This is a genomic window from Variovorax sp. PvP013, assembly GCF_050435945.1.
In the GTDB taxonomy this organism is placed as follows: Bacteria; Pseudomonadota; Gammaproteobacteria; order Burkholderiales; family Burkholderiaceae_C; genus Variovorax.
Genome location: NZ_JBNDLF010000002.1, coordinates 344,030 through 356,076 on the forward strand (window position 1 = coordinate 344,030; position 12,047 = coordinate 356,076).

A 12,047-nucleotide genomic window follows, 5' to 3' on the forward strand; every position below is an offset into this window, starting at 1 on the left:
AGTGGCCCGGCGAAGCCGGTTCCACGCCATTCACGAACGAGCCGCGGCGCGTTGCGCCGGGCTGCGCGCGACCGGGCGTAGCGCGTGATGCTCAGGTCTGCATCAGGCGGCGGGCGCGGGAGATGGACATCAGGATGCCGAGGGCGAGGCCGAGGGTGACCATGGCGGTGCCGCCGTAGCTGATGAAGGGCAGCGGGACGCCGACGACGGGGAGGATGCCGCTGACCATGCCCATGTTCACGAAGGCGTAGGTGAAGAAGATCATGGTGACCGAGCCGGCCAGCAGGCGCGAGAACAGGGTCGGCGCGGACAGGGCGATGGCCAGGCCGCGGAAGATCAGGAAGGTGAAGGCGGCGATGAGGAACAGGTTGCCGGCCAGGCCGAACTCCTCGCCGTAGGCGGCGAAGATGAAGTCGGTGGTGCGCTCGGGGATGAATTCCAGGTGCGTCTGGGTGCCCTGCATGAAGCCCTTGCCGCCGACCCCGCCCGAGCCGATGGCGATCATGCCCTGGATGATGTGGAAGCCCTTGCCCAGCGGGTCCTTGGTCGGGTCGAGCAGGGTGCACACGCGCTGCTTCTGGTAGTCGTGCAACACGCGCCAGTCGACGCCGTCGGCGCACAGCTGGGACTCGAAGCCGACGATCAGCGCCACCGCCACCAGGCCGATGGCCACCGGCGGCACGATCAGCTTCCAGCTCAGGCCGGCGAAGAAGATCACCGACAGGCCGGCGGCCATCACCAGCAGCGAGGTGCCCAGGTCGGGCTGCTTCATGATGAGCCCGACCGGGATCATCAGCAGCACCAGCGCCACGGCGAAGTCGAACGGGCGCACCTGCCCCTCGCGCCGCTGGAACCACCACGCCAGCATCAGCGGCGTGGCGATCTTCAGGATCTCGCTCGGCTGGATCACCATGCCGACGTTGATCCAGCGCGTGGCGCCCTTCTTGGTGATGCCGAAGAGCGCCACCGCGATCAGCAGGCCGACGCCCGCCAGGTACAGCGGCACCGCGAACACCATGAGCCGCTGGGGCGGCACCTGCGCCACGACGAACAGGATGAAGCCCGCGATCAGCATGTTGCGGCCGTGGTCGATGAAGCGCGAGCCGTGGTCGAAGCCCGACGAGTACATCGTCAGCAATCCGGCGCAGGCCAGCAGGATCACCGCGAAGGCCAGCAGGCCGTCGAAGCCCTGGAAGATGGGGGCGATGCGCCGTGCGAGGGAGGGTTGCTGGAAGACGGCGGACATGGGCGCGGATTATCGCGGCGCATGCCGCCGGATCAGGCCAGATCGACCTGGACGACCGTGCGCCCGGGCCGGCTTTGGACGGCGAGCGCCGCGCCGATGGCCTCGGCGCGCAGCGCGAGGGCGCGCGGCGCGCGCGTCGCGTCGAAGCCGACGCCGTCGTCGATCACGCGGATGCACACCGCGCCGCCCGCCGCCCCCGCCTCGATGCGCAGCACCCGGGCGCGCGCATGCTGCAGCACGTTCGACAGGGCCTCGAACAGCAGGAACTGCAGCTGGCGCAGCGCCGGCGCGTCGAGCCGCGCCAGCGGCGGCAGTTCGTCCACCGCCCATTCGAGCATCAGGCCCGAGCCGGCCAGGCGCGGCTCGAAGCGGTGGCGCAGCCCGGCCAGCAGCCCCTGCACGTCGCCCGGCGGCAACTGGAGGGCGTCGATCGACAGCTTGAGGTGGTCCATGGCATCGCGCAGGGTGTGCAGCACCTCGTCCGCGCGGACCGGGACGGACTGCATCTGACGGATCGCCGTGCTGATGTGCGAGCCGACGCTGTCGTGCATGTCGCGCAGGATGCGCTCGCGCTCCCGGGTGCGTTCCTGGGCGCGCGCGGCCGTCTCCAGTTGCTCGTAGGCCGCCGCCAGTTCGCGTTCGCGCTCGGCCACGCGCACGGCGAGGGTGCGCAGCAGTTGACGCGACTGGGCGCTGGCGGTCCGGAAGCGCATCAGCACGATGCCCAGCAGCGCGAGGCCGAACAGCAGCGAGGTGTAGCGCACCCAGGTCGTCTCGCCGTAGGCGTCGCTCATGCGGATGACGAGCCAGTCGCGCACCGCCACCGCCAGCGTCAGCGCCAGGACCGACGCCACCAGCGCGCGCGCGGCCGTCGGCCGCCGCAGCGTCGCGCCGACGAAGAACAGGACGTAGCCCGTCACCGCGACGATCTCCACGCCCAGCCAGCCGGTCAGCCAGAAGGGCTCGCCCCGCGTCAGCGCCACGTGGCAGGCGAGCACCGCCACGGTGAAGATCGTCGCCACCGCGCGCCGCAGCCACCGCATGGCGGGCCGGTCCTGCCAGCCGGCGAGGTGCTGGCAGAACATCACGCACGCCGCGGCCCAGCCGGAATAGCAGACCGTCATCAGCACGCCCCACGCGATCCAGGGCAGGGGCGGCTCGACGATGGCGCCGTCGGCCACCCGCAGCGCCCAGCAGAACTCCGCCAGCGCCGCCCACAGGTAGAGCGACTCGCGCCGTGGCCGGTCCGCGCCGGCCACCATGCCGGTGCCGGCGGTGTCGACCTGGGTGAGCCACAGCCCCAGCGCGATCGTGCCGACCACCAGGCTGAAGGCCGACAGCAGCACCGAGCCCGTGAACCGCCAGGCATAGGCCGGCGCGAACAGGCGCTCGCGCACCGGCGCGGCCGGCCCGAGCACGGGCACCGCCAGCCCGGCGCGTCGGCCGGAATCGGCGCGGATGCGGACCTGCAGCACGTTGGCGCCCGCGTGCAGCAGCCGGGGCGGCACCGGCACGTAGATCGGCGCCTTGGCGTAGTCGGCCCCGTGGGCCCGGGCCAGATCGCCGTAGGTCTGCAGCACGCTGCCGTTGACGGCCACGTCGAACGCGCTGCCCACGCGCGGAATGAACAGGCCCCAGGGCTCCGTCGGCGCTTCGGCCAGGGTGAACGGCAGCGTGAAGCGCGCCTCGCCGGGCCGGCCGGCGTGCATGCGGTCCCAGTGGTAGGGCAGCGTCGCGGGCGCCTCGCGCGCGACGCCGTCGACCGTGCTCGCGACGCGACCGGCCTGCAGCGCGTGCAGGACCGGAACCGAGGCGTCCGGACCGTCCGGGGCGTCGGCTCGGACGGCGACGAGGCACAGCGCCACGGCCAGGAGCACGAGGGCACGTCGCATCGCCCCTGTGCCTGCCGCCGCGCGCATGGCTCAGTCCGGATGCCGCAGCAGCCCGAGCCGCGTCGCCTCGAACACGGCCTCGTTCTTCGAATGCACGGCCAGCTTGCCGTAGAGGTTCTTGATGTGCGTCTGCACCGTGTTCACGCTCAGGTTCTTCAGCCGGGCGATCTCCGCGTAGGAGAAACCGCGGGCGATCAGGTCGAGCACCTCCTGCTCGCGCGCCGACAGGAATCCCGGCCCCTCGGGCTTCGACGGCAGCGGACCGCGCGACGACAGCGTCGCGCCGCCCCGCGCGCCGGCGGTGGTCGCCGCCAGGCTCAGGCTGCGGAACTTGGTCAGCACGCAGCGCGCGATCATGGGCGAGATGGGCGACGCGCCGGCCTTGACGTCGAGGATCGTGCGGGCGATGTCCGCGGGCGGCGCGTCCTTGTACAGGTAGCCGACGGCGCCGGCCTCGATGCTCGCCAGCACGCTGGCGGCGTCGCCGTGGACCGAGATCACCAGCGGATCGCAGCACGGGAAGCGGGCCACCGTCGCGCGGATCACGTCGAGACCGCTGCCGTCGGGCAACCCGAGGTCCGCCAGCAGGACGTCCGGCGCCTCCGTGGCCGCGGCCAGCCAGGCCAGCGCCTCGCTCACCGTGCCGAGGCCGGCCAGCCAGCGCAACCCGGGTTGCGCGCGCACGTTGCGCTCGAAGGCGTCGCGGGTCCGCACGTCGTCCTCCACCACCAGCACCGCGCAGGGCTTTGCACTCTCCGTGAATACCTCGGTATGCATGGGGCTGGAGCATAAGCTTTCGATGCACAGGCCACATCAGGCGATGCGCCACAGCGTCTGCGCCGTCCGTCGGCGCCGCTAGCATGCCGGCATGCCCACGACCCATCTGCTCTACCTCCACGGTTTTCGTTCCTCGCCACGGTCGACCAAGGCGCGCCTGGTCGCCGACCGGGTGGCCCGGCGCCATCCGGAGGCGCACTGGTGGTGCCCGCAGCTGCCGCCCTCCCCGCGCGAGGCGATGGCGCTGCTCATGGACGGCATCGCGGCCTGGCCGCGCGACACCATGGCGGTCGTCGGCTCCTCGCTGGGCGGCTTCTACGCGACCCACGTCGCGGCGCGGACCGGCTGCCCGGCCGTGCTGCTCAATCCGGCCGTCGATCCGGCGCGCGACCTGGCGCGCCACATCGGCGACCAGACCGCCTGGCACGACCCGGCGCAGCACTTCCATTTCCAGCCGGCGTTCATCGACGAGCTGCGCGCCCTGGAGGTCGGCGCGCTGGCCCGGCCGGAGCGCGTCCTCGCCATCGTCGCCAAGGGCGACGAAGTGCTCGACTGGCGCGAGATGGCCGGGCGCTATCCGGGCAGCCGGCTGCGATTGCTCGAAGGCGGCGACCACGCGCTGTCGGACTTCGAGGCACGGCACCTGGACGACGTGCTCGCCTTCCTCGACCCCGTCTGACCTCCGCGAGGGCACCGGAATGGGCATGGGAGAATCCGGCCCATGTTTGTATTGTTCGAAGAAGCCGGCAAGTACCTCGGCGGACGTGTCATCTCGGAGGCCGAGGCCTCGGCCCAGGTCGAGCTCGACAGCGGCAAGCGGGTCAAGGCCAAGAGCGCGCACATCGTGCTGCGCTTCGACAAGCCGGCCCCGGCCGAGCTGATCGCGCAGGCGCGCGAACTGGCCGCCACCCTGGACCTCGACCTCGCCTGGGAGTTCGCGCCCGAGGGCGAGTTCGCCTTCGCCGAGCTGGCCGCGGAGTACTTCCAGGCCGGCCCGACGCTGGTGCAGCAAGCCGCCGCGCTTTTCGCGCTGTTCGACGCCCCGCACTACTTCCGCCGCGCCGGCAAGGGCCGCTTCAAGAAGGCGCCGGCCGAGATCGTGCAGCAGGCGCTCGCGGCCATCGAGAAGAAGAAGCAGGTGCAGGCGCGGATCGACGAGTGGGCGGCGCAGCTAGTGGCCGGCGACTGCCCGGCGCCGGTGCGCGAGCAGCTCTACAAGATCCTCTTCAAGCCCGACAAGAACGCGCCCGAGTACCGGGCCGTGGTCGAGGCCTCGCGCACCGCGCAGCGCGCGCCGCTCGAACTGCTCGAGCGCGCCGGCGCCATCGACTCGCCCTACCAGTTCCACTGGCGGCGCTTCCTGTTCGAGAATTTCCCCAAGGGCACCGGCTTCCCGGCGCTGGCGGCCCCGGCGATCGCCGACGACCTGCCGCTCGCCGAGGGCGTGGCGGCCTTCTCCATCGACGACTCGCAGACCACCGAGATCGACGACGCCCTGTCGGTGCAGGGCCTGGGCAGCGGCACGGTCACGGTGGGCGTCCACATCGCCGCGCCCGGCCTGGCGCTGGTGCCGGGCGGCGCCATCGACCAGGTGGCGCGCGCGCGCATGTCGACGGTCTACATGCCGGGCCACAAGATCACCATGCTGCCCGACGAGGTCGTGCAGACCTACACCCTGCTGGAAGGCGGCGACCGCCCGGCGGTGTCGCTCTACGCGCGCTTCGACGGGGCCACGCTGGAACTGCAGGGCACCGAGACGAAGCTCGAACGCGTGCCGATCGTCGCCAACCTGCGCCACGACCGGCTCGACGGCGTCATCACGCAGGACTGGCTGGAGGACGCGGGCCTCGCCAATCCCGACACGCCCGACGAAGTCGCCGCCCTGCGCGCTCCGCTGTCGTTCCTGTTCCGGCTCGCGCGCCAGCTCAAGGCGCAGCGCGAGGTGGCGCGCGGCAAGCCGGAGAACTTCAACCGGCCCGACTACAACTTCCGCCTCGCCGGCGACGGCGGCGAGCCGGTGGGCGACGAACCGGTGAGCATCACCACGCGCCAGCGTGGATCGCCGCTCGACCTGATCGTTGCCGAGGCCATGATCCTGGCCAACAGCAGCTGGGGCGCCTGGCTCGGCGAACTCGGCGTGCCGGGCCTCTACCGCAGCCAGGCCAGCCTGGCGCCCGGCATCAAGGTGCGCATGGGCACGCGCTCGCTGCCGCACGCCGGCCTGGGCGTGAAGAGCTACGCCTGGAGCACCTCGCCGCTGCGCCGCTACACCGACCTGGTCAACCAGTGGCAGATCATCGCGGCGACCCGCCACGGCAGGACCGCCGCATTGGCCGCGCCCTTCAAGCCCAAGGACGCCGACCTGTTCTCGATCCTGTCGGGCTTCGACGCCGCCTACGCCACCTACAACGCCTACCAGGGCGGCATGGAACGTTTCTGGACGCTGAAGTACCTGCAGCAGCAGGGCATCACCGAGCTGGAGGCGAGCGTGATCAAGGACCTGCCCAACGGCGCGCTGGTGCGCGCCGAGACCCTGCCGCTGGTGTTCCCGGTGGCCGGCCAGCAGCCGCGCGGCGCCCGCCTGCGGGTGAAGCTGGGCGAGATCGACGAGATCGCGCTCGACGTGCACGGCACCGTGCTCGAACGCCTCGACGTGCCCGATGCCGATGCCGCGGCCGGGACCCCGGAGGACGCCGGCGACGACGAGGACGTGGTGGCCGGCCCGATCGCCATCGCCGTGGACATGACCGACGCGGAAGCGCCGGCCGCCGGCACGCCGGCCTGAGATCGCGGGTTCCGGTCCCGCGCAACGCCGACACTCCGCCCGACCCGGCCGCCAACCCCACCCGCCTCGTCCGGTCGCCATGAAGCCGAAACGCCCCGGTGTCCTGCCCGTCGCGCTCGGCGTGTCGGTGGCGCTGCACGCGGCGGTGCTGGCGGTGCATTTCGCCGATCCGCCGGCGACCGCGCGGCGCTTCGACGACGCACCGCTCGAGGTGGTCCTCGTCAACGCCCGGCCCCGGGACGCGACCGACCCGCCCGAGCGGCCCGAGGCCCTCGCCCAGCACGCGCTGACCGGCGGCGGCACGGCCGCCGAGCGCGGCCGATCGACCAGTCCCTTGCCGCGCTCGGCCTTCGCCGCCGAGGGCGACGCGGCCGAGGACGCGCGCCGCCAGGCCGAGGCGGCGCCCGCCGAGACACGCGCCATGCTGAGCCGGACGGCGCCGGCCGAGCAGGCCACCGCCACGCCGCCGACGCCGCCTCGGCCCGAGGCGGCGTCGGTCGAACTCCAGGCCACCCTCGCGCCCGAGGACCGGCAGCAGCAGCTGGTCGACCAGCTCGCCGAGATCGAGCGGCGCCTGAACCGCGACAACGCGCAGCCGCGCAAGCGCTATGTCAGCCCGGCGACGCGCGAGGCCGTCTACGCCGCCTACGTCGACCGCCTGCGCCGGCGCATCGAGGCGCGCGGGACGCAGAACTTCCCCGAGCTCGCCGGGCGCAAGCTCTACGGCGAGCTGACCATGCTGGTCACCGTCGACGCCGAGGGCCGGCTGCTGGGCGCCGAGATCCTGCAGGGCTCGGGCATCGACGTGCTCGACCGCCGGGCCCAGGCCATCGTGACCGGCATCGGCGGCTTCGGCCGCTTCTCCGAGGCGATGCGGGCGCAGGCCGACCAGATCGTGCTGCCCTCGCGCTTCCAGTTCGGCCGCGACGAGACCCTCAAGACGAGCCGCTAGGATCGTGCCCCCCAACCCAAGGAACCTCCCGCCATGGACCTCTACTGCGTGATGGGCAACCCGGTCGAGCACAGCCGCTCGCCGTGGATCCAGGCCCGCTTCGCCGAACTCACCGGTCAGACATTCGACTACCGCCGCCGCCTGGTGCCGCTGGGCGGCTTCGCCAAGGCGGTCGCGGCCTTCCGGGCCGATCCGGCCGGCACGGCGCGCGGCTGCAACGTCACCGTGCCCTTCAAGTTTGACGCCGCCGAGGTCGCCGCCGGCCACCTGACCCCGCGCGCGGCATTGGCCGGCGCGGTCAACACGCTGGTCTTCGACGATCCGGCCACGGGCGGCGCGATCGGCGGCGACAACACCGACGGCGCCGGTCTGGTCAACGACATCGTGCGCAACGCCGGCGTGGCGCTGGCCGGTCGCGACGTGCTGCTCATCGGCGCCGGCGGGGCCGCGGCCGGCGTGCTGGGTCCCCTGATCGAGGCCGGCGCGCGGCGCGTGGCGGTGGCCAACCGCACGCTCGACAAGGCGATCGCGCTGGTGCGGCGGCACACCGATCTCGCGCACGCGCACGGCACGCAGCTCGAGGCCTGCGAGCTGCAGGCGGTGCCGGGCGACTTCGACATCGTCGTCAACGCCACCGCCACCAGCCTCGCGGGTGCCGACGTGCCGGTGGCGGCGCGCGTGCTGCGCCCCGGCGCGCTGGCCATCGACATGATGTACGGCCCCGCCGCGGCCGGCTTCATGGCCTGGGCCGAGGCCCACGGCGCGGTGCCGCGCGACGGCCTGGGCATGCTGGTCGAGCAGGCGGCCGAGGCCTTCGAGCGCTGGCGCGGCGTGCGTCCGCCGGCGGCGCAGGTGCTCGCCGAGCTGCGCGAGGTGCTGCGCGCCGCCACTCCCGTGCCGCCTCCGGCCGTGCCGGCGCACGAACGTTGAACGCCCTGCGCGCCATCGTGCGCTGGCTCGCCTGTCTGGCCGTGGCCGGGCTGGCGCTGCAGCTCTTCTTCATCGGCCGCATCGCGCTCATGACCGTCGTCGATCCGCAGTCGACCACGTTCCAGCGCTCGGAAGCCTGGAAGATCGCGACCCGGGGTCGTGCCAACGCCGATGCCGGCGGTACCGCTTCCGCGCGGCGCGGCGACGCGGCGCCGGCCTGGGCGCAGGAGTGGGTGCCCTACGACCGCATCGCCGACACGCTCAAGCGCGCCGTCGTCGCCAGCGAGGATGCCGAGTTCGTCTACCACCGCGGCGTCGAGTGGGAGGCCATCGAACGCGCGCGGGCGCACAACGCGCGCGCCGAGGAGATCGCCGCCCGCCGTGCCGCGCAGGTGCGCGCGCGCGGCAAGGAGCCGGCTGCGCCGAAGGTGCATGGCGGCTCGACCATCACGCAGCAGCTGGCCAAGAACCTGCTGCTGTCGGGCGAGCGCACGCTGCTGCGCAAGGCGCAGGAGGTGATGCTGGCGACCACGCTGGAGATGCTGCTGAGCAAGCGTCGCATCCTGGAGATCTACCTCAACAGCGTCGAGTGGGGCGAAGGCGTGTTCGGCGCCGAGGCGGCGGCCCGGCACTATTTCGGCAAGCCCGCGGCGCGCCTGAGCGCCAGCGAGGCGGCCCGGCTGGCCGTGATGCTGCCGAGTCCGAAGTCGTTCGAGCGCCGGCCGAATTCGCCCTACCTCAACGGCCGTGCCGCCACCATCGTGGCGCGCATGCCGGCGGTCGAACTGCCTTGAATCGTCGGCGTGGCCGCCGTGCCACCGCCGCCTCCAGCGCCAGCACCGCGACGCCGCCGAGCCCGTAGGCCAGGACGTCCATCCAATCCGGCGTGCTGCCCAGCAGGATGCGCAGCACCGGATGGCCGATGCGCAGGTGCCAGAGCCGGGCCAGGTACTGCGACAGCTCCAGCGCGCAGCCCACGCCGACGGCGGCCAGCGCGAGCGGCCACGGCCGCGCGCCGATCACGGCCTTGACGCAGAGGTACAGCCACACGACCGCCAGGACGTCGCCGAAGAAGCCGCGCAGCCAGCCCGTGCGCGCGCCGGCGGTCGCGAGCAGCACCAGCAGCGCGAAGACGACCAGCGCCCCGAATGCGGCCCGCGCGTCGAAACGCCAGCGGCAGGCGCCGGGCCGCGCGATGCCGGACGGAAGAACATCTTTCATGGTGTCCATGATCGTCGGTGGAGGCGGTGCGGGACCGTGCGGCCGGAGACCTCGGACGACCGTGCGTCGGCGCGATGGCGACCGGATCTCCCCGCGGATCCGCGTTCGGCCGACCACGCTCCGACGTGCGTTCGAGGTGTATCTAGCGGAACGCGCACCGTCGTCCCATCGGGGAAATCGAGTACGTCATGAGAGGGATCGGCGTTACTCATTTCCCCTAAAGTCTTCGCTCGATAACAAGACACAGAGACGAGGTGGAATCATGTACAGGAAATCGCTGTTGGCCAGCACCCTCATCGCCGCGCTGGCGCCCGCCGCCTGGGCGCAGTCCACGGTCCAGCTCTACGGCATCGTGGACGCGGCGATCCGTCACACCACGAACGAGGGCGCCAACGGCGACGGCAAGCTCACGCAGATGATCGGTGGCGGCATGTCGCAGAGCCGCTGGGGCATCAACCTCACCGAGGACCTGGGCGGCGGCCTGAAGGCGCTCGCCAACCTCGAGAACCGTTTCCTCACCGACACCGGCAACCCGGCGACGACCAACTACTTCCAGCAGTCGTGGGTCGGCCTGCAGAGCGCGAGCTTCGGCCGCCTGACGCTCGGTCGCCAGTACAACGTGCTGTTCGACGTCGTCACCACCACGTACGCGTCGTTCCCCTACTCGCCCTACTTCGAGGCCTTCAAGCCCGAGATCGGTTTCTCGCTGAGCGCGCGCGCGAGCAACATGATCAAGTACGTGATCGACTACGGCCCGCTGCGCGCCGGCGTGCAGTACTCGCCCGGCGAGGACGCCCCCACCGGCGGCCGTACCGCCGGCGCCTACCTGCGCTACGCGAGCGGCGGCCTGGCCCTCGGCGGCGCGTTCCAGAACTACGTCTTCGGCTCGGGCCGCAAGATCGAGGCCTGGACCCTCGGCGGCTCCTACCGCGTCAACCAGTGGTACTTCAACGCCGGCCTCGGCCAGAACAAGCTCGACGGCGGGCTGCTGACCTCGCCGGTCGACCTGGCGATCCTGTCGTCGCTCTGGAGCGGCACCTCCCCGGCCAACGGCAACTTCGGCGGCCCGGCCTTCCTGGCGGCCGACAAACGCCAGATCGCCAAGCTGGGCGTGGGCTACCAGATCACGCCCCAGCTCAACCTGGGCGCCCACCTGTTCCGCACCAAGCAGTCCGGCCCCACCCTCGCGGGCGACGCCCGGGCCACCTTCTTCGTCATGGCGGCCGACTACGCGCTGTCCAAGCGCACCGACGCGTATGTCGAGCTCGACACCACGCGGCTGAAAGGCGACGCCAACCTCAACGGCACGACGACCGCCGGCGGCCCCCGCAGCCGCAACGGCTACACGATCGGCCTGCGCCACCGCTTCTGAATCGGCGCACCCGGACGCAGCGCGGCACAGCGCGCTGGAGGGCGTCGACTACAGTCGCAGTCCCTCCACTTCCCTCCCGGCGACCCGCGCGCTCCCGGCGCGCTCGGTCCGTTTCCCGATCCATGCGCATCCTCGGCATCGACCCCGGCCTGCAGACCACCGGCTTCGGCGTGGTCGACGTCGAGGGCGCCTCCCTGCGCTACGTGGCCAGCGGCACCATCACCACCCGCAACATGACCCTGGGCGACCTGCCCGCGCGCCTGAAGGTGCTGTTCGACGGCATCGGCGAGGTCACGGCGCGCTACCGGCCCGACCAAGCCGCCGTCGAGATCATCTTCGTCAACGTCAATCCGCAGTCCACGCTGCTGCTGGGCCAGGCGCGCGGCGCCTGCATCACGGCGCTGGTCACGCGCGACCTGCCGGTGGCCGAGTACACGGCGCTGCAGATGAAGCGCGCCGTCGCCGGCCACGGCCAGGCCGCCAAGGCGCAGGTGCAAGAAATGGTGAAGCGGCTGCTCGACCTGCCCGGCCTGCCCGGCAGCGACGCGGCCGACGCCCTGGGCATCGCCATCACGCACGCGCACGTGGGCAGTTCGATGGCCCGGCTGAGCGAAGCGGCGGGCCTGGCGCGCAGCACCTCGGGGATGTACCGCAGCGGCCGCACGCGCTGAGGCGCTCCCGGACTCAGGCCACGCGCTCGGCGATCAGCACCGCGAAGAAGCCGAAGGCGGCCAGCAGGGTCCACTTCAGCGTGATCCAGCCGAAGCGGCGGTACCGAGGTTGCCCGGTGCCGGCATAGAACGCGAAGGACACGCCCGCGATCAGCAGCAACAGCAGGATCGCCCAGCGGAACAGCAGCATGGCGCGGTGGT

12 protein-coding genes are annotated in these 12,047 nt (G+C 72.2%); 7 read left to right on the plus strand and 5 right to left on the minus strand.

Annotated features, from left to right (window positions below; all coding sequences use genetic code 11):
* Positions 1-91 precede the first annotated feature (91 nt).
* From rodA to ABID77_RS09440, 3 genes are read right to left on the minus strand one after another with little or no spacing between them, the layout of a single operon-like run.
* A complete protein-coding gene (gene rodA / locus ABID77_RS09430; protein WP_429594243.1) occupies positions 92-1,246 on the minus strand; it encodes a rod shape-determining protein RodA in 1,155 nt (384 codons plus the stop codon).
* 32 nt (positions 1,247-1,278) lie between these two features.
* The gene (locus ABID77_RS09435) at positions 1,279-3,138 is read right to left on the minus strand and encodes a sensor histidine kinase (RefSeq protein WP_429594246.1); all 1,860 of its coding nucleotides are present in this window, start codon (positions 3,136-3,138) and stop codon (positions 1,279-1,281) included.
* 30 nt (positions 3,139-3,168) lie between these two features.
* A complete protein-coding gene (locus ABID77_RS09440) occupies positions 3,169-3,915 on the minus strand; it encodes a LuxR C-terminal-related transcriptional regulator (RefSeq protein WP_429594248.1) in 747 nt (248 codons plus the stop codon).
* Positions 3,916-4,006: 91 nt separating this feature from the next.
* On the opposite strand from ABID77_RS09440, the gene ABID77_RS09445 reads away from it, so the two are divergent.
* The 5 genes from ABID77_RS09445 (at position 4,007) to mtgA (ending at position 9,376) form a co-directional block, all read left to right on the plus strand.
* Positions 4,007-4,594 (plus strand): YqiA/YcfP family alpha/beta fold hydrolase, encoded by a 588-nt coding sequence (locus tag ABID77_RS09445; protein WP_429594251.1) that lies wholly within the window; start codon positions 4,007-4,009, stop codon positions 4,592-4,594.
* A gap of 42 nt (positions 4,595-4,636) precedes the next feature.
* A complete protein-coding gene (locus ABID77_RS09450; RefSeq protein ID WP_429594253.1) occupies positions 4,637-6,700 on the plus strand; it encodes a ribonuclease catalytic domain-containing protein in 2,064 nt (687 codons plus the stop codon).
* A 79-nt stretch (positions 6,701-6,779) separates the two neighbouring features.
* Positions 6,780-7,652: an energy transducer TonB gene (locus tag ABID77_RS09455; RefSeq protein ID WP_429594256.1), complete on the plus strand. Its 873-nt coding sequence runs from the start codon at positions 6,780-6,782 to the stop codon at positions 7,650-7,652.
* A gap of 33 nt (positions 7,653-7,685) precedes the next feature.
* The gene (gene aroE, locus ABID77_RS09460) at positions 7,686-8,582 is read left to right on the plus strand and encodes a shikimate dehydrogenase (RefSeq protein WP_429594258.1); all 897 of its coding nucleotides are present in this window, start codon (positions 7,686-7,688) and stop codon (positions 8,580-8,582) included.
* A 5-nt stretch (positions 8,583-8,587) separates the two neighbouring features.
* The gene (gene mtgA / locus ABID77_RS09465) at positions 8,588-9,376 is read left to right on the plus strand and encodes a monofunctional biosynthetic peptidoglycan transglycosylase (RefSeq protein WP_429594766.1); all 789 of its coding nucleotides are present in this window, start codon (positions 8,588-8,590) and stop codon (positions 9,374-9,376) included.
* Here the strand turns inward: mtgA and ABID77_RS09470 are convergent.
* Entirely contained in the window at positions 9,321-9,803 is a 483-nt protein-coding gene (locus ABID77_RS09470; protein ID WP_429594261.1) for a DUF2809 domain-containing protein, read from the minus strand. The two genes, mtgA and ABID77_RS09470, sit on opposite strands and share 56 nt — an antisense overlap.
* 262 nt (positions 9,804-10,065) lie before the next feature.
* Between ABID77_RS09470 and ABID77_RS09475 the strand changes: the two genes are divergently transcribed.
* Both ABID77_RS09475 and ruvC read left to right on the plus strand, forming a co-directional pair.
* Positions 10,066-11,175, plus strand: a complete 1,110-nt coding sequence (locus ABID77_RS09475) for a porin (protein ID WP_429594264.1) — start codon at positions 10,066-10,068, stop codon at positions 11,173-11,175.
* A 122-nt stretch (positions 11,176-11,297) separates the two neighbouring features.
* A complete protein-coding gene (ruvC, locus tag ABID77_RS09480) occupies positions 11,298-11,846 on the plus strand; it encodes a crossover junction endodeoxyribonuclease RuvC (RefSeq protein WP_429594267.1) in 549 nt (182 codons plus the stop codon).
* Positions 11,847-11,859: 13 nt separating this feature from the next.
* Here the strand turns inward: ruvC and ABID77_RS09485 are convergent, their stop codons facing one another.
* A complete protein-coding gene (locus tag ABID77_RS09485) occupies positions 11,860-12,036 on the minus strand; it encodes a hypothetical protein (protein WP_429594270.1) in 177 nt (58 codons plus the stop codon).
* Positions 12,037-12,047 lie beyond the last annotated feature (11 nt).